This window comes from Actinophytocola sp., from assembly GCF_035712165.1.
In the GTDB taxonomy this organism is placed as follows: Bacteria; Actinomycetota; Actinomycetes; order Mycobacteriales; family Pseudonocardiaceae; genus DASYTH01.
This window is the reverse complement of record NZ_DASTBH010000147.1, coordinates 25,764-43,087: the sequence shown is the minus strand read 5'-3', so window position 1 is coordinate 43,087 and position 17,324 is coordinate 25,764. Positions and strand designations below refer to the sequence as shown.

The following is a 17,324-nucleotide window of genomic DNA, read 5'->3' as shown; positions in this document are numbered from 1 at the left end:
GCGCGCCCGCATCCTTTCTTTCTTCTATAAATGATTTTTGGGTTTAAAGAAGCCGCGCCTGACCCTGCCCGGAGCGGGAGACCTGCCCCGGTGCACGGCTGTGGGCAGGCCCCCAACCATCTAGCTACGCACCCCGAGGGGCTGTCCACAGCCGTGCACCGCAACGCCAGTCCCAGCCCACCCAAAGCCGACCACCCCAAGCATCCCGACCCCGCCAGGGACCCGCAACCAGTCAACCCGCGTCAGTTGGCGAGATGCGGGATGGGCACCCGGGACCAGATCATGTCCGAGGCGAGATAGAAACTCGTGTACGAAGGCTGGTTGTACGTGGTCTGCTGACGAGCAACTTCGGCGCGGTACTGCGGATCATGCATGAGCGTATACAGCTTGTGCTGCGTTACCTCCGTGCTGAGGTAGATGCGAATGGCCGAGCTATCGACCGTGCGGACCAGCATCTCTTCGCGCCAGTCACCGAAGATGTCAGCTACGAGGCTGGGGTTTCCCTTGGTGCCGTTGTTGGTCAGGGTGCCCTCGGCGGTGAGCAGCCGACCTCGCTTCCAGTCCTCGATAGACGGCGTGGTGGTCAGGTTGCCGTCGACGATCTGGGTGGTCATGTCGGCCGCCCACCGGATGCTTTGGTTGGTGCCGGGAGTAAGCGGACCGAGGCGGCGCCCATCTGCCGACCACAGGCCGGAATCCGAACTGGTCTGCGGCAGGGAAGCCCAAGTCTCCATGCCCGGCACATCGGGCTCGATGTCGCCGATCATGCCGCGGCCGGTGTCTCGGCCGGAGTAGCTCCCATAGATCACCTCACCCGTCCGGGCATCACGCAGTGCGAAACCGTACGGCGCGAAGGTCGCGCCCTCGTGAACCTGGAAGACCTCCAGACCGGGGCGGTTCGGGTCGATGTCAGTCACGTGCAACGCGTCGCCGTGGCCGAGGCGGACGACGGCTCCCGGGTCGGCGCTCGGGGGCGGCAGCACGCCGAACGAACTCGACAGCACGCTGCCGTCGTCGTCAATTGTCGCCGCCCCGTACACGATCTCCTGCCGGCCGTCTCCGTCCACATCGGCCACGGACAGCGAATGCACACCCTGCGTGGTGATCGTGGCGAACTCCGGGACAGTGCCGTCGCGGCCGTGCGGGTTGTCGTTGAACGGGTTGGTCATCGGCACGTGGCCGCTGTCGACGAACCACTCCTCGCGCAGCCGGCGACCATCCCACCGGTAGGCGACCAGCGTGGTCCGGGTGTAGTAACCGCGGGCGAACACCGCCGACGGCTGCCGGCCGTCCAGGTACGCCACGGTCGCCAGGAACCGGTCCACGCGGTTACCCGGTTCGATCCGGGGAAGCGCGTAGTCGCCCCACAGCAGACCATCGTCGCCCCGGCCGGGTTTGTACCGAACGGTCGACAACTCGCGGCCGGTGGCGCCCTCGAACACGGTCAGGTACTCGGGCCCGTCGATGATGAAGCCGGCGAAGTTGCGTAACTGGTTGCGGGTGCTGCGGCTCGGCGCGTACACGTCGATGAAGTAGTCGGCGAGCGCGGCGGCGTCGGCGCGGGACAGCGGGTAGGCGTACCGCTGCTCGATGCCGAACGCGGCCTCCAGTGTCGCCGGCCAGTGCCCGGCCACCACCTCGGGATGCCGGTGCCAGTTCTGGAACATCTCGACGACGTGGTCGTAGTAGCCGGCGGCGCTGCGCCGGTAGTCGTCGGTGTGCGCGAACCCGGCCCGTACGTCTTCCTTCGGCATCGTGATGAATCGTTGCCAGGCAACGGTTCCGTCCCGGCGGTACCGGATGACCCTGGTGCCGGGCGCGGTCTTGAACATCAGCTCCGCGCGGCCGTCGCCGTCGAAGTCGTAGACCAGGAACTGGGTGTAGTGCGCGCCGGCGCGGATGTTCACCCCGAGATCGATTCGGTACAGCAGGGTGCCGTCCAGCTCGTAGGCGTCGATGAACACGGTCCCGGTGTAGCCGACCTGCGAGACATCCTTGGAGTTGGACGGATCCCACTTCACGATGTACTCGTAGGAACCGTCGCCGTCCACGTCGCCGACGCTCATGTCGTTGGCGGAGTATGTGTACGGCTCGCCGGCCGGGGTCACCCCGTCAGGCGGGCGGTGCAGCGGCAGGTCGAGGAACGGGGTGGCCCACGGGGTGGCCGTGGCGCCACGCCCGGAGCCGACGGGTTGGACCCGGTAGTGGCTCGCGACGCTGCCCGCGCGGTCGAGATAGTTGGTGCTGTCGGTGACGGTGGCGATCCGGCGGCCGTCCCGGTACACGTGGAAGGCCGGGCCCGCCATGCCGGTCGCGGTGTGCCCGGTGACCTCCTGGCCGAGCAGCCGCCAGCTCAGAAACACCCCTTCGCCGGTCGCGGCGGCGACCAGGCCGCGGTCCAGGCGTTCGAGTTGGACGCGGTCGCGGTGCCGGGCCGGATCAGCGGCGGCGGTTGCGGTGGTGAGGCTGGCGCTCATGCAGAGCACGGCCAAGACGGCGAGGACACGACGAGGAGTCATGGCGATCCCCTAGTGAAACGTTTAAAGGCCCCTACCCGCATCGTAGCGTTGTGATCACGCAGCGCCAAGGGCGGTAACGTGCGCACGATGACGAGTGCGCAACTGCTGATCGACGCGTTCGGCCGGGTCCGGGAGGAGGTCCACCACGCCGTCGACGGGCTGACCGAGGACCAGCTCGGCTACCGGATCGACGGCCAGGGCAACTCGATCGCATGGCTGGTCTGGCACCTGACCCGGATCCAGGACGACCACATCGCCGGCGCCGCCGGTCTCGAGCAGGTGTGGACCGCGGAGGGCTGGGGCGCGCGGTTCGGCCTGCCGCTGGACGAGACCGACACCGGGTACGGCCACAACGACCACCAGGTGAGCCGGGTCCGGGCCAAGGCCGAGTTGCTGACCGCCTACTACGACGCGGTGCACCAGAAGACCATCGACTTCGTCGGCGCTCTCACCGACGACGACCTGCCCCGGATCGTGGACCGGTCCTGGGATCCGCCGGTCACCCTGGCGGTGCGGCTGATCAGCGTGATCTCCGACGACCTGCAGCACGCCGGGCAGGCGGCATTCGTGCGCGGCCTGTTGCCGTGACCTGGCCGAGACTTGGCCGAAACCTTTTCGTGAACCCACTCCTCCGTTCGTACGTATCTGCCAGTGACACGGAAGATCCGTGCATCACGGAGGGAGTGATCGCGTGCGACACCGCGTGGACGCGGGCATGTTCCAGCAGACCGCGCACAGCCCGTCGTACTTCGAGCTTTCCAGGCGGATGGGCGACCACGGCGGCCAGCTGATCGACTTCTGCATTCCGTGCAACCCGTACTTCCCCACGCCGGACATGTTCGACTTCCTGGCCCGCAACCTCGAGTCGGTGCTGAAGTTCTACCCCAGCGACGCCGACACGATCTCCGGCCAACTGGCCCGGGTGCTCGGGCTGAACCCGGCCACGATCGCGATGTCCAACGGGTCGACCGAGCTGATCACCTGGATGGATCACCTGTGGGTGCGGGACAGCATCGCCATCCCGATCCCCACCTTCGGCCGGTGGACCGACCAGCCGATGGAGACCGGCAAGCGGGTGGACATGTTCCCGCTGCAGGAGGATTCCGGTTTCGCCCTGGACATCGACGCCTACATTCGGTTCATCCGGGCCCGCGGATCGCGCACGGCCGTGCTGTGCAACCCGAACAACCCCGACGGCGGATACCTGCCGCGCCGGGAGATCCTGCGGTTCATGGACGCGCTGTCCGATCTGGACCTGGTCGTGATCGACGAGTCGTTCATCGACTTCGTGGAGGCGGAGCGCAACCCCTCGGTCGCCGCCGACGCCGCCATCCGACCGAACGTCGTGGTGCTCAAGAGCCTGGGCAAGAACTTCGGCCTGCACGGCATCCGGTTCGGTTACCTGGTGGCGAATCCGGGCCTGGCCGGCAAGATGCGCCGCACCCTGCCCAAGTGGAACCTCAACTCGCTGGCCGAGTCGGTCGTGTTCATGCTGGCCCAGCACGGCGAGGAGTACGGCGAGAGCCTGCGGCTGCTGGCCCGGGACCGGTACAACATGGGCATGCAGCTCGCCCAGCTGCCCGAGCTGACGGTCTTCGCCTCCCAGGCCAACTTCCTGCTGGTGAAGCTCGCCCCCGGCATCGACGGCACCGAGCTGCGCGACCACCTGATCTCCCGGCACCAGGTGTTCATCCGGGAGTGCGGCAACAAACTCGGCATGAGCAACCAGTTCCTGCGCCTGGTGGTGCGGCCGGAGGCCGACGTCGCCCGGCTGATCGACGGCATCCGCGAGTTCGTCCAGCCGCGCTGGGAACAGGAGTCCTCAGCGCAGGTGCGACCGCTGGTGGTGCGCAGGATCTCCTGAGGCGCTACTGGATCGTCGAGCCGGACACGGCCGGGTTGGTGGCGCCGAGGAAGAAGATGCCGCGGAAGCCTTTGGTCTCGAAGCCGGCGCTGGGGTTGCGGCGCAGGGTCGATGCCTCGATGGACATGGTGCCGGTGCGGTCGTTGCTGACGAAGAACACCGCGCCGCCGCCTTCGTTGGCCTTGTTGTCCTCGACGATCGTTCCGGCCAGGCGCACGGTGAACCGGTTGCCGTCGGTGTAGATCGCGCCGCCGCTGCCGCCGCCCGGGGTGCCGGCGCGGGCCGGGTTCGCGCCGCGGCCGATGGCGGAGTTGCCCCGCAGCACGCTGTTGAGCACCACCCAGGAGACCCCGATGCTGCTCAGGGCTCCGCCGTTGGCACACACCCCGCCCTCGAAGGTGCTGCTCACGATGAACACCGGCAGGCCCTTGGACTGGCTGAGCACCCGTAGCGCGGCGCCGCCGAGATCCGGGCCGGTGCCGTCGCACCGGTTGCCCGTGAACCGGGAGTTCACCACCTTGACCCGGCCGCCACGGACGAACACCGCTCCCCCGCCACCGCCCTCGGTGGCCTCGCCGGTGGAGTTGCCGTCGGCGAAGGTCAGGTTCTGCAGGGTCAGCTGCGGGTGGTCCTGGTCCTGGCAGTGCGACGTGGTGTGGCCCTGCGCCTTGTCGCAGGTGTTCATGTAGAGGATCCGGCGTTTGCCGCCGCCGCTGAGGGTGACCTTGCCGCCGCCGTCGAGCACGATCTTCGGGCCGGTCGCGTTACGGATCTTGGCGGTGGCCGTCATCGTGATGGTGACCGGGTCCGGGCCGCACGCGAAGGTGATCACGCCGCCGGCCGCGACCGCGGCGACCACCGCCTGCGAGGTGCAACTGGCCGCGGTGCCGTCGCCGATCGTGCGGGTCGGGCGGCTGGTGTCGGCGGCCTGTGCCTCCGGCGGGACGGCGGCTTTGCCGGCGGGGTTGCCGAAAGCGGGTGACGGAGCGGGGGCCGGGGCTGGGCTCGGGGCCGGCGCGGCGGATACCGGCGAGGCGGATGCCGGCGAGGTCACCGGCGGTGTGGTCGTTCTGCTCGGGCGCTGGCCGGCCTGGACCGTGCCCGCCGCGCTGCTGCAGCCGGCGAGGGTGGCAACGAGCAGCACCGCGCCCATCCATCGACCTCGCATCCGCAGACCCTAGCGGGCCACATCAGGGCCGTGTCAGTGCCGCATCGGGGCGGTATCAGCGGGGGCGGTGAGGGTGGGCCGAGAACCGATCGATGAGGGGAGCAAGGCGATGATCGAGGTGACTGGGCTGCGCAAGTCCTTCGGGGACAAGGTGGTGCTGGACGGGATCGACCTCACGGTCGAGCCGGGCACGGTGTTCGCGCTGCTCGGGCCGAACGGCGCCGGGAAGACGACCACCGTACGGATCCTGTCCACGCTGACCGCCGCGGACGGCGGGCAGGTGCGGGTGGCCGGCCACGATCCGGTCGCCGAGCCGGACGCGGTGCGGGCGGCGATCGGGGTCACCGGGCAGTTCTCGGCGGTCGACGACCTGCTGACCGGGCGGGAGAACCTGCACATCATGGGCGACCTGCACCACCTGCCCAAGACCGAGAGCCGCCGGCGCGCGGCCGAGCTGCTGGACCGGTTCGACCTGACCGAGGCGGCCGGGAAGACGGCGGTCACCTACTCGGGCGGCATGCAGCGCCGGCTCGACCTGGCCATGACCCTGATGGGCCGGCCGCGGATCCTGTTCCTGGACGAGCCGACCACCGGGCTGGACCCGCGGAGCCGGCGGGGCGTGTGGCAGATCATCCGCCAGCTGGTCGCCGACGGCGTCACGGTGTTCCTGACCACCCAGTACCTGGAGGAGGCCGACCAGCTCGCCGGCCGGATCGCGGTGCTCGACCACGGCCGGCTGGTGGCCGAGGGCACGCCGGAGCGGCTCAAGCGGCTGGTGCCGGGCGGGCATGTCCGGCTCCGGTTCGCCGGCAGTGCCGCGCTCGACGCCGCCGCCCTCCTGCTCACCGACGCCGCGCCGGACGAGGACGCGCTGGCCCTGCGGGTGCCCAGCGACGGCAGCGTCGCCGCGCTGCGCGACCTGCTGGCCCGGCTGGACCAGGCCGGGGTGGCGGTCGAGGAGCTGTCCGTGCACACCCCCGATCTCGACGACGTGTTCCTGTCCCTCACCGAGGGTTCCGCCAAGGAGACTGTGTGATGAGTACTCTTTCTTACGCCGCAAGGGATTCGGCGACGATGGTGCGGCGCAACCTGATCCACGCGATGCGTTACCCGTCGCTGTCGCTCGGCTCGGCCTTCATCCCGATCATCTTCCTGCTGCTGTTCGTCTACGTGCTGGGCGGCGCGCTGGGCGCCGGGATCGCCGGCGGGCGCTACGTCGACTACCTGGCGCCGGGCATCATCCTGATGACGGTCACCAGCTCGACCGTCTCGGCGGCGGTGTCGATCAGCATGGACATGACCAAGGGCATCGTCAGCCGGTTCCGCACCATGGCGATCTCCCGTGCCTCCCTGCTCACCGGGCACGTGGTCGGCAACCTCGTGTGCACGATGGTCAGCATCGTGCTGGTGATCGGGGTGGCGCTGCTGGTCGGTTTCCGGCCCACCGCCACGCCGGTCGAGTGGGTCGCGGTTTTCGGCCTGCTCGCGCTGCTCACGCTGGCCCTGACCTGGGTGGCGATGGCGCTCGGGCTGGTTGCGAAGAACCCGGAGGGGGCCAGCAACATCGTGCTGCCGCTGACCCTGCTGCCGCTGATCGGGAGCACCTTCGTGCCGACCGACTCGATGACCCCGGCGGTGCGCGTGTTCGCCGAGTACCAACCGTTCACGCCGATCAACGAAACCCTCCGCGGGCTGCTGATGGGCACGCCGATCGGGGCCAGCGGGGCGATCGCGGTCGGCTGGTGCGTGGTCCTGACGGTGCTGGGCTACCTGTGGGCCAAACGGCTGTTCAACCGGCAGAGCTGAGCGTGCGCCCGGCGAGGGCGACCGCGTCGTCGATGCCACCCGCGAACGCGAATGCACTGTCGCCCAAGGCATCCCGGACGCCCGCCGCAACGCGGCGGGCGTCCGGTTGCGACTTGTCCGGGCCGCCGCGGATCGCCTCGCTCGCGGCCAGCAGTTGGGCGGCGCCGGCCGGGTCGCCCTGGCGCAGCGCCTGGTCGGCGATGCCGATCAGGACCAGCGCGACGGTCGGGGCGTGGATCGAGGTCACCGCCAGGTCGAGCGCCTCGGCGCGGTGGGCGGCCGCCGCGGCCAGGTCGCCCTCGGCCGCCTCGATGTGGCCGAGCGCGTCGCGGACCATGGCGATGAACACCGGATGGACGTCCAGGGTGCGCAGCGTCGTCTCGGCCCGGTCCAGCTCGACCCGCGCGGTGCGCAGGTCGCCGGACCAGCGGGCGAGGTCGGCCCGCGCCTGCGCCAGCACGGCGTGCGCGTCCGGCCAGCCGGTGCGGGCGGCGACCAGTTCGGCCTCGGCGATGGCCGCCGCGCTGCCCACCGGGTCGCCGAGCAGCCAGCGCAGCTGGGCCTGCCGGGCCCGCATCATCAGCACGTCCTCGCTGGTGCCGATCTCGGTGAGCACGACGATGGCCTGGTCGTAGTAGCCGAGCGCGGCGGTCAGGTCGCCGTCCTGGGCGAGCAGGTCGGCCAGCACGGTCAGCGCGTAGGAGGTCCCCCACCGTTCGCCGATGGCGCGGAACGCGGCCAGCGACGCCTCGATGTCGGCCCGCGCCTCGGCGTGCGGATGGCCCAGGTTGACCAGCGTGCGGCCGCGGTTGAGCCGGGCCTGGGCGGCCACCCACGGGTCCTCGTCGTCGAGCAGCGGATCCATCATCTGCACCACGTCGGCCGCGCCGGACCGGGCGCCCTCCAGCAGCCGCTGCATGGGTTCGAGGAACCGCAGCATGGGATGCCGGCTGGTCTCCGGACCGGCGAGCTGCCGCGCCCGGGTGAGCAGGCCCTCGGCGGCGCGCTCGTCGCCGACGCCGGTGGTGGCGAACAGCGCGCCCACCGCGCAGGCCAGGGCGACCAGCTCGGGTTCCACCTCGCCGGGCAGGGCCAGGGCCTGCCGGACCAGTTCGGCCCCCTCCTGCTTGTGCCCGGTCAGCCACCAGTACCACCCGGCGGCGGACGCCAGCCACACGGCACGGCGAGCGTCGCCGGCCGCGAGCGCGGCCCGCAGCGCGGCGTTGATGTTGTCGTGGTCGGCGGCGAGCCGTTCCAGCCAGACCAGCTGCTCGGCCCGGCGCAGGTGCGCCTCGGCGGCCACGGCCAGCTCGGCGAAGTAGGTGGCGTGCGCGACCCGGGTCCGCTCCCGCTCGCCCGCCTCGTCCAGCCGTTCCAGCCCGTAGGCCTTGATCGTCTCCAGCATCCGGTAGCGCGGCGCCGGGCCGGTGTCGTCGGCGACCAGCAAGGACTTCTCGGCCAGCGCGGTGAGCAGGTCCAGCACGTCCTCGGCGACGACCGGCGCGCCGGCGCAGACCCGTTCGGCCGCCTCGACCGTGGCCCCGCCGGAGAACACGGCCAGCCGGCGCAGCAGGGCCCGTTCGTCCTCGCCCAGCAGCTCCCAGCTCCAGTCGACCACGGCGCGCAGCGTCCGGTGTTGCGGCGGCGCGGTGCGCGAGCCCTGGGTGAGCAACCGGAACCGGTCGTCCAGCCGGGCGGCCAACTGCTCCAGGGTCATGGTGCGCAGCCGGGCCGCGGCCAGCTCCACGGCCAGCGGCATCCCGTCCAGCGCCCGGCAGATCCGCACCACGTCCCCGACCGTGTCCTCGGTGACCGCGAACCCGGGCCGGGCCGCGACCGCCCGGTCGACCAGCAGGCGCACCGCGGCGAACCCGGTCGCCTCGGCCACCCCCGCGCCGGCTGGCGGCAGCGCGAGCGGCTCCACCGGCCACAGCGCCTCACCGGTGATGCCGATGGGTTCCCGGCTGGTGGCCAGGATGCGCAGCCGCGGGCAGGCCCCGAGCAGCCGGTCGGCCAGGGCCGCGACCGCCTCGATCAGGTGCTCGCAGTTGTCCAGCACCAGCAGCACGGCCCGGCCGCGCAGGGCCGCCACGAGCCGGTCGGCGACCTCCCCGGCCGAGCCCGGTCCGAGCAGCGACTGCTCGCGCAGGCCGAGCGCGGTCAGCACGGCCTGCGGCAGCCCGGCGGCGCCGGTGACCGGGGCCAGCTCGACCAGCCACACCCCGTCCGGGGCGGCGTCGAGCAGCGTGCCCGCCGTCTCGACCGCGAGCCGGGTCTTGCCGGCGCCGCCCGGGCCGGTCAGCGTCGTGAGCCGGTACTCGCCGACCAGCTTGCCGACCCGTGCGACGTCCTCGTCCCGGCCGACGAAGCTGGTCAGCCCGGCGCGCAGGTTGGTCCGCGCCGCTCTGTCCACATCGGACACCGGGGTGAGCTCGCCGCGCAGCACCGCGGTGTGCAGGGCGGCGAGTTCCGGTCCGGGGTCGGCGCCCAGCGCGTCGGCCAGCGCCCTGCGGGTCCGGTCGTAGACGGTGAGGGCCTCGGCGGGACGGCCGGCGGCGCACAACGCGCGGATCAGCGCGGCGGCCAGACGTTCGCGCAGCGGGTGTTCGGCCACGAGCGTGGTCAGCTCGGTGACCAGTTCGCCGCCCCGGCCCAGGCGCAGGTCGGCCTCGACGCGGTCCTCGGTGGCGGCCAGCCGTAGTTCGGTCAGCCGGGTCAGCGCGGCGGCGAAGGCGTCCACCTCGGCCACGTCCAGCAGGGCCGGGCCGCGCCAGAGGGCCAGGGCCGCGCGCAGGGTGGCCGCGGTGGTGGCCGGGTCGGCGGTGCGGGCGGTCGCTACCAGACGTTCGAACCGGGACACGTCCACCTCGTCCGGTTCGATCACCAACCGGTAGCCCGCCGGGTGGGACTCGACCGGGACCGGCACGGCCCGGCGCAACCGGGACACCAGGGCCTGCAGGGCGTTGCCCGCCCCGGCCGGTGGGGCGTCCGCCCAGATCCCGTCGATCAGGCGTGCCGTGCCGACCACCCGGCCCGGGTCGAGCGCGAGCATGATCAGCAGAGTGCGCAGCCGGGCCCCGGGCACCTCGACCCGGCTCCCGTCCTCGGCCCGGACCTCCAGGGGTCCCAGCATCCCGATCCGCACGTGGCTAATTCTGCATTGCTCCGATCACCACGGTTGCGCCGAAGTCGGCCGACTCGGCCACCTCGGGCCGCAGCCCGGCGGTGCGGAAGGCTTCGGCGGCCGTGGGCGCCTGGCGGGTGCTGGTCTCGATCAGCAGGTGGGCGCCCGGCGCCAGCCATGCCGGGGCCAGCGTGGCGACGCGGCGGAGCAGGTCGAGGCCGTCCGTACCGCCGTCCAGGGCACGCAAGGGTTCGTGTTCGCGGGCTTCCGGCGGCAGCAGGGCGACCTCGGCGGTGGGCACGTAGGGAACGTTGGCGACCATCAGGTCGACCTTCCCGCGCAGCGATGTGGGCAGCGGCTCGGTCAGATCTCCTTGGTACACCTGGTGATCCGGCAGGTTGCGGCGGGCGCAGCGGACCGCGACCGGGTCGACGTCGGCGGCGTGCACCCGCGCGCCGGGCACGACCGCGACCAGCGCGGCGCCGAGCGCGCCGGAGCCACAGCACAGGTCCACCACGAGCGCTCCCGGCCGGGCCAGGCCGGCGGCCAGGTCGACCAGGAACTCGGTGCGGGGCCGGGGCACGAAGACGCCGGGGGTCACCGCGATCCGCAGACCGTGGAAGGACGCCCAGCCCAGCACGTGCTCCAGCGGCTCGCCGGCCACCCGCCGGGCCAGCAGGGCGGCCAGGCCGGCCGGGTCGTCCGCCGCCGCGTGCAGCAGCCGAGCCTCGTCCTCGGCGAACACACAACCGGCGGCGCGCAGCGCGGCGACCGTCTGATCAACCACCGAGCCGCCAGACCAGCAGGAACGGCATGCCGCCGAGGGCCTGCCGCACGGCGTCCGGAAAGTCGCCGTATGCCTGGTTTCCGGTCAGCGCGGCCTCGTCGACCGGTGGTTCCAGGCAGTCGCGGACCGGCAGCCCGGCCGCCCGGAACGCGGCCAGGTAGGCGGACACGTGGTGGATCCGGCTGCGCACGTACGGCACGCCCTCGGTCAGGTCCGGGCCGGGGAAGGCGGCGATGGCTCCGGTCATGGCGGCCATCGGGTGGATGTCGGAGAGCACCACCGTTCCGCCCGGCCGCAGCACCCGGGCGAACTCGAGCAGCACCGGCTCCAGGTCCGGCACGTGGCTCAGCGCCAGCGCACAGGTGATCAGGTCGACGCTGCCGTCCTGCACCGGCCGGTCGGCCCGGCTGCCGCGGCGGAAGTCGACCCCCGGCACCTTCTTGCGGGCCAGCGCGAGCATCGCCGGGGTGGCGTCCACGCCGACCACCTGATGCCCGAGTTCGGCCAGCCGCGCGGCGTGCCGGCCGGTGCCGCAGGCGGCGTCCAGCGCCCGGCCCACCGGCAGTTCGGCGAGCATCGCGTGCACGATCGGCTGCTCGCGCTCGATCGCCGGGTTGGGTCCGTCGTAGCGCGGCGCCCACCGGGCATAGCCCTCCGGCACGTCGTAGCCGGTCAGCGGGATCTCGGCCGAGCCGGGCAGCCCGTCGAGGATGCGGCGGATCTCGTCGACCCGGGGCCGGGCCGCGGCCGGGTCGGACAGGCAGGTGCGGATCATCGCCAACCCCTCGATGCCGAGCAGATACTCGCCCAGTCGAAGGGTCTGGCCGTGCGGCAACGGGTCCTCCAAAGTTAATCCACTAGGGGGTCAGCAGAACAGCGTTCGGTTCGGGCACACTATCGACGTGACGGTGACGAGGAAAGCCCGGGCCAAGGGGGCGCGTGAGCTGCTGCTGGCCGCGGCCCGGGACGTGTTCGTCACCGCAGGGTATGCCGATGCCAACGTCGCCGACATCGTGGACAACGCCGGTTCCAGCGTCGGTGCGCTGTACCACCACTTCGGCGGCAAGTCCGACCTGTACATCGCGCTGTACGACGACTACCAGTCCCGCCAGGCGCACCGGGCCGCCCGGGCGTTCCGGGCCGCGCTGGCCACCGGCGAGGACGACTCGCTGGCGCTGTTCCTGGCCGCGATGCGGGCCTACCTCAACGGCTGCTGGGAGGAGCGGGAACTGGCCCGGCTGTTCCTGTCCGGCGGCGGCCCGCCCGGCTTCGAACTGCTGACCCGGCGCCGCTTCCGGCACTGGATCAGCACCAACTCGGCGATGCTCTCCGAACACGCCCGGCCGCTGTCCGACACGCTGGTGCTGGTGCTGACCACGCTGGCCACCGAGGCCGGCCGGGAGGTGGCGGTGCAGCCGTCCCGGGCCGGCGCTCAGCGGTTCATCGACGAGATCCTGGAGATCGCCGCCCGGCTCTACCCGCCGGACTAGCAACCGCCGGGCTCGTAGGCGCTCACCGCACCGCTGCCCAGAAGTCGCACTGGTGGGCGGTGGCGAAGTCGGTGCTCACGTGGGGCCGGGGTGGGGCCAGGGTGAGCACCCGGTGGGTGGTGCTGTCGTAGCGGGGCCACAACGGGGTGCCGAACCGGGCGAAGGTGGTCCAGCCCTGGCGCATGGTGCTGGCCAGGCGTTGCTGGTCGGCGGTGAACGGGACGGCCGCGGTCTGGAACAGGTACTGCAGCTCGGCGGCGTGGAAGGCGCCGTAGGGGAAGCTCACCGGCGGCAGGAACGGCATGGGAGCGCCGCGGTCGGCGAACTCGTAGCTGAACGTGGGGACGAACCGGGAGGTCGCCTCGCTGACGGTGCGGCCGGGGCAGGCGAAGATCGCGTCGGTGCCGACGGCGCCGAGGGCTTCGGCGGGGCTCGGGTAGGCCGTCACCGGGTAGCGGGCGGCGATCACGGCGGCGACCGGAGCGGGGACGCCGAGCGTGGCGGAGATCCGGGCCTGATAGTTCTCGGCGGTGACCGGCACCCCGCTGAGCTCGTTCAGGCCGACGAACAGCCGCCACTCGTCGCGGGTGGTGCCGTTCACGACCGGCACCCGGGCGAAGTCGCCGGCCTGCAGCGCCGCGCCGATCGACCGGGTCAGCGTCCGACCGTCCACATTGGGCTGATAGCCGGTGCCCTGAGCCGCCAGCAGGCTCTGCACCGGCCTGCCGCGCAGGCAGGCGGCGGTCTGGTCCGGGCAGCCCACCGCGCTGGCGTAGGCCGCGCCCGCGGCCTCGGCGCCGCTCTGCGAGGCCAGGTTCAGGGCGTACCCGCCGCTCTGCACGACGGCGCGGTCGAACAGTCCCCGGGAACCGGGCGAGACGAGGTGGGAGAGCACGCTCAGGCCGCCCGCCGACTCACCGAAGATCGTCACATTGTGCGGGTTGCCGCCGAACCGGTCGGCATTGCGCGCCACCCAGCGCAGCGCCGCCTGCTGGTCCATCAGCCCGTAGTTGCCGGTCGGGCCGCCGGGCGCGTCGGCAAGCGCCGGGTGGGCGAGGAAGCCGAGCGCGCCGAGCCGGTAGTTGATCGTCACCACCACGACGCCGTTGCCGACCAGCTTGGCCGGGTCGTACTGGGTGCTCGCCCCGTTCACCAGCGCGCCGCCGTGGATCCACACCAGCACCGGCTTGCGGTGCAACCGGTTCGCCTGCCCGGAGGGGGTGAACACGTTGAGGTACAAGCAGTCCTCGGAGGTGCTCGGGATGCCGAACGGTCCGCCCGGCTGCGCGCAGTGCGGCGCGAAGGCGCTGCCGTCCCGGACTCCCGACCAGCGCGGGGCCGGACCCGGTGGCTGCCAGCGGGACGCTCCGACCGGTGGTGCGGCATAGGGCATCCCGAGGAACCGGTCGACCGCGCCGCTGTCCACCCCCCGGACCACCCCGCCCGAGGTGACCACCAGCGGCGCCCGGTCAGGTGCCGGGTTCGCGCTCGCGGCGGTCCCGCCGGCCAGCGACATCGTCAGCGTGGCCACCAATGCCAGCGCCGGCGTTGCTCGAGACATCGTGGCTCCCTCCGCTGAACAGAATGTTATTCGGTGACGGTTCTACTACATGAGGTACCATCAAAGCCAACTATGGTGTGGATGGTGAACGACGTTCTGTTCAACGGCGCAGGTCAACTGATGCCGCACCGGCGCGCGGAGGAGCAACCCATGTCCGACGCGCCCCCCGCGTCCGACCGGTTCGAGGGTCGCGTGGTCGTCGTCTCCGGCGCGGGTTCCCGGGGCGCGGGCATCGGAAACGGCCGTGCCGCGGCGGTTCTGCTGGCCAGTGCCGGCGCCCGGGTCGCGTTGCTGGACCGCAACCGGGAGTGGGCACAGGCCACCGCCGAACTGGTCGCCGCGGCCGGCGGCACGTCGATCGTGCTCGAGACCGACGTGTCGGAGCCGGACTCGTGCGAGGCCGCGGTGAAGGAGGTCGTCGCCCAGTTCGGCGGCGTGTACGGGCTGGTGAACAACGTCGGGATCGGTGGCCCGCCCGGCACCGCGATCGACGTCGACCCGGACGACTGGGACCTCGGCATGCGGGTCAACGTCAAGTCCATGATGCTGATGAGCAAGTACTGCCTGCCGCACATGATCGCCGCCGGATGCGGGTCGATCGTGAACGTCTCCTCGGTGGCCGGCCTGCGCGGCGGCACCCCCAGCCTGCTCTACCCGACCTCCAAGGCCGCGGTGATCGGCCTGACCCGCGCGATGGCCACGCACCACGGCCGGGCCGGCGTGCGGGTCAACTGCGTGGCGCCGGGCATGGTGTACACGCCGATGGTGGCCAGCACCGGGATGACCGAGCAGACCCGCGCCGCCCGGGCCGACCGGTCGCTGCTGGGCACCGAGGGAAACGGTTGGGACGTCGGGCACGCGGTGCGCTTCCTGCTCAGCGACGAGGCCCGGTGGATCACCGGCGTGGTGTTCCCGGTCGACGCCGGCACCGCCGCGGGCAGCATCGTCTACCCGTCCCTGCCACAGCAACGGTGACCATGACCGAGCCCCGAATCCCGCCCCTGGCGCCGTCGCAGCAGGACGAGCAGGCGCGGCAACTGCTGTCCGGCACGGGCAGTTCGAAGAACATCTTCACCACCCTGGTGCGCCACCCCAAGCTGTTCGAGGTGTTCACGCGGTTCGCCGGACGGCTGCTGCTGCGCTCCGGCCTGCCCGAGCACGACCGCGAGACGCTGATCCTGCGCACCGCCTACCGCTGCCGGGCGGCCTACGAATGGGCGCAGCACGTGGAGATCGCCCGGGGCATCGGGCTCGCCGAGGACGTGATCACCGCGGCCGGCAGCGAGCATCCGGAGCCGGCCGACCCGCACGTGGCCCTCCTGCTGGCCGCGGCCGACCAACTCAGCGTCGAGCGCGACCTCGACGACGCCACCTGGTCGGCGCTCGCCGAGCGCTACGACGAGCGTCAGCTGATCGAACTGTGCCTGCTGGTCGGCAACTACGGGATGATCGCCGGGGTGCTCAACGCGCTACGGGTTCCGTTGGAGGACGGGCAGAGCGCGCCGGGCTGGGCATGACGCGGGAGAACCGCATCCCGTCGCCGGTCAGCGGGCCGTGCCGGATCAGCCGCACGTCGCGCAGATAGTTCTGGTGCAGCCGCCACGGCGCCACCGGTCCCTGCCTGGGCAGCGCGGCCGGGCTGCGCAGCACGTAGCCGGAGGTCAGGTCGATCAGCGGCAGGTCCGGCCAGGTCGCGGCCTCGGCGGGGGGCTCGGGCGTGGCCACCTGGTGGCCGGTGCGGCGCAGGTGCGCCAGCAACCGGCACACGTAATGCGCCACCAGATCGGCCTTGAGCGTCCAGGACGCGTTGGTGTACCCGATGGTCATCGCGAAGTTCGGCACGCCGGACAGCATCATTCCCTTATAGGTCAACCGTTCCGGCAGCTCGACGGCGGCGCCGTCGATGCGCAGCGTCAGCCCGCCGATGGCCAGCAGGTTCAGGCCGGTCGCCGTGACGATGATGTCGGCGGTGAGTTCCGCACCGGAGGCGAGCCGGATCCCGGTCGCGGTGACCGTGTCGATGGTGTCGGTGACCACCGACGCCTTGCCCTTACGGATGGCGGTGAACAGGTCGCCGTCCGGGGCGGCGCACATCCGCTGGTCCCACGGGTCGTACCGGGGCGCGAAGTGCGTGTCCACGGCGTAACCCTCCGGCAGCCGCCGTTGGGCGGCCCGGCGCAGCAGCGACTTCACCAGGGCGGGCCGGCGGCGGGACAGCCGGAAGCCGGCCATCATCAGCAGCACGTTCTTCCAGCGCACCACCGGATAGCTCAGCCGGGCCGGTAACCGGCGCAGCAACCGCACCAGCGGGTCCCGGGCCGGCAGCGAGACCACGTAGGTGGGCGAGCGCTGCAGCATGGTCACGTGCGCGGCGTCGGCGGCCATCGCCGGGACCAGCGTGACCGCGGTGGCGCCGCTGCCGATCACCACCACGCGCTTGTCCCGGTAGTCCAGGTCGGCCGGCCAGTGCTGCGGATGCACCACCGGCCCGGCGAAGTCGGCGATGCCGGGCAGCACCGGCGTGTAGCCCTCGTCGTAGCGGTAGTAGCCCGTGCACGCGTACAGGAACCCGCAGGTGATCTCCACGGTCTCGCCCGTGTCGGACCGCTGCGCCGTCACCGTCCACCGGGCCCGCTCGCTGGACCAGTCCGCCCCGAGCACCCGGTGGTGGAACCGGATCTCGCTGTCCACGCCGTGCTCCCGGGCGGCGCGCCGGACGTAGTCCCGGATCGAGTCGCCGTCGGCAAGCGTCGCGCCGCTCCACGGCCGGAACCGGTAGCCGAGGGTGTACATGTCGGAGTCGGAGCGAACGCCCGGGTAACGGAACAGGTCCCAGGTGCCGCCGATGGCGCCGCGCGCCTCGAAGATCGCGAACGTGGTCCCGGGCAGTTCGGAGCGCAGGTGACAGGCGGCGCCGATCCCGGACAGCCCCGCGCCGATGATCAGCACGTCAACGTGGTCATACCGCATCGTCCGAGGTTAGGGACCCCCGAGTATTTTTGACA

The 17,324-nt window shown here is 71.8% G+C and carries 14 protein-coding genes; 7 read left to right on the top strand and 7 right to left on the bottom strand.

Annotation, left to right across the window (positions count from 1 at the left end):
* Positions 1 to 242: 242 nt before the first annotated feature.
* The gene (locus VFO68_RS08340; RefSeq protein ID WP_325157602.1) at positions 243 to 2,477 is read right to left on the bottom strand and encodes a rhamnogalacturonan lyase; all 2,235 of its coding nucleotides are present in this window, start codon (positions 2,475 to 2,477) and stop codon (positions 243 to 245) included.
* 129 nt (positions 2,478 to 2,606) lie between these two features.
* Here VFO68_RS08340 and VFO68_RS08335 point away from each other — a divergent pair, with 129 nt between their 5' ends.
* Positions 2,607 to 3,107: a mycothiol transferase gene (locus VFO68_RS08335; protein WP_325157601.1), complete on the top strand. Its 501-nt coding sequence runs from the start codon at positions 2,607 to 2,609 to the stop codon at positions 3,105 to 3,107.
* A gap of 103 nt (positions 3,108 to 3,210) precedes the next feature.
* Complete coding sequence (locus VFO68_RS08330; RefSeq protein ID WP_325157600.1) at positions 3,211 to 4,383, top strand: histidinol-phosphate transaminase; 1,173 nt, start codon at positions 3,211 to 3,213, stop codon at positions 4,381 to 4,383.
* 4 nt (positions 4,384 to 4,387) lie between these two features.
* On the opposite strand, the gene VFO68_RS08325 is transcribed toward VFO68_RS08330, so the two are convergent.
* The gene (locus tag VFO68_RS08325; protein ID WP_325157599.1) at positions 4,388 to 5,551 is read right to left on the bottom strand and encodes a hypothetical protein; all 1,164 of its coding nucleotides are present in this window, start codon (positions 5,549 to 5,551) and stop codon (positions 4,388 to 4,390) included.
* A gap of 109 nt (positions 5,552 to 5,660) precedes the next feature.
* On the opposite strand from VFO68_RS08325, the gene VFO68_RS08320 reads away from it, so the two are divergent.
* Positions 5,661 to 6,587 carry an ATP-binding cassette domain-containing protein gene (locus VFO68_RS08320; RefSeq protein ID WP_325157598.1) on the top strand — a complete coding sequence of 309 codons (927 nt, stop codon included), beginning with the start codon at positions 5,661 to 5,663 and terminating at the stop codon, positions 6,585 to 6,587.
* The gene (locus VFO68_RS08315; RefSeq protein ID WP_325157597.1) at positions 6,587 to 7,357 is read left to right on the top strand and encodes an ABC transporter permease; all 771 of its coding nucleotides are present in this window, start codon (positions 6,587 to 6,589) and stop codon (positions 7,355 to 7,357) included. Before VFO68_RS08320 ends, VFO68_RS08315 begins: the two co-directional genes overlap by 1 nt.
* Here VFO68_RS08315 and VFO68_RS08310 read toward each other — a convergent pair.
* Genes VFO68_RS08310 through VFO68_RS08300 form a run of 3 tightly spaced genes read right to left on the bottom strand, consistent with a single transcriptional unit; the run spans position 7,341 to position 12,115 of the window.
* The gene (locus tag VFO68_RS08310) at positions 7,341 to 10,502 is read right to left on the bottom strand and encodes an AfsR/SARP family transcriptional regulator (RefSeq protein ID WP_325157596.1); all 3,162 of its coding nucleotides are present in this window, start codon (positions 10,500 to 10,502) and stop codon (positions 7,341 to 7,343) included. The genes VFO68_RS08315 and VFO68_RS08310 overlap by 17 nt on opposite strands.
* Before the next feature lie 4 nt (positions 10,503 to 10,506).
* Entirely contained in the window at positions 10,507 to 11,268 is a 762-nt protein-coding gene (locus VFO68_RS08305) for a putative protein N(5)-glutamine methyltransferase (protein WP_325157595.1), read from the bottom strand.
* Positions 11,261 to 12,115, bottom strand: coding sequence for a class I SAM-dependent methyltransferase (locus tag VFO68_RS08300; protein ID WP_325157594.1), 855 nt, complete (start codon positions 12,113 to 12,115; stop codon positions 11,261 to 11,263). The genes VFO68_RS08305 and VFO68_RS08300 overlap by 8 nt, the downstream gene beginning before the upstream one ends.
* Before the next feature lie 55 nt (positions 12,116 to 12,170).
* On the opposite strand from VFO68_RS08300, the gene VFO68_RS08295 reads away from it, so the two are divergent.
* Positions 12,171 to 12,758, top strand: coding sequence for a TetR/AcrR family transcriptional regulator (locus VFO68_RS08295; RefSeq protein WP_325157593.1), 588 nt, complete (start codon positions 12,171 to 12,173; stop codon positions 12,756 to 12,758).
* Between the two features lie 22 nt (positions 12,759 to 12,780).
* Here the strand turns inward: VFO68_RS08295 and VFO68_RS08290 are convergent, their stop codons facing one another.
* Entirely contained in the window at positions 12,781 to 14,319 is a 1,539-nt protein-coding gene (locus tag VFO68_RS08290) for a carboxylesterase/lipase family protein (RefSeq protein WP_325157592.1), read from the bottom strand.
* Positions 14,320 to 14,469: 150 nt separating this feature from the next.
* Here VFO68_RS08290 and VFO68_RS08285 point away from each other — a divergent pair, with 150 nt between their 5' ends.
* Together VFO68_RS08285 and VFO68_RS08280 are read left to right on the top strand one after the other, a co-directional pair.
* Positions 14,470 to 15,294, top strand: coding sequence for an SDR family NAD(P)-dependent oxidoreductase (locus tag VFO68_RS08285; RefSeq protein ID WP_325157591.1), 825 nt, complete (start codon positions 14,470 to 14,472; stop codon positions 15,292 to 15,294).
* A gap of 2 nt (positions 15,295 to 15,296) precedes the next feature.
* Positions 15,297 to 15,836, top strand: coding sequence for a carboxymuconolactone decarboxylase family protein (locus VFO68_RS08280; protein ID WP_325157590.1), 540 nt, complete (start codon positions 15,297 to 15,299; stop codon positions 15,834 to 15,836).
* On the opposite strand, the gene VFO68_RS08275 is transcribed toward VFO68_RS08280, so the two are convergent.
* Positions 15,781 to 17,289 (bottom strand): NAD(P)/FAD-dependent oxidoreductase, encoded by a 1,509-nt coding sequence (locus tag VFO68_RS08275; RefSeq protein WP_325157589.1) that lies wholly within the window; start codon positions 17,287 to 17,289, stop codon positions 15,781 to 15,783. The genes VFO68_RS08280 and VFO68_RS08275 overlap by 56 nt on opposite strands.
* Positions 17,290 to 17,324 lie beyond the last annotated feature (35 nt).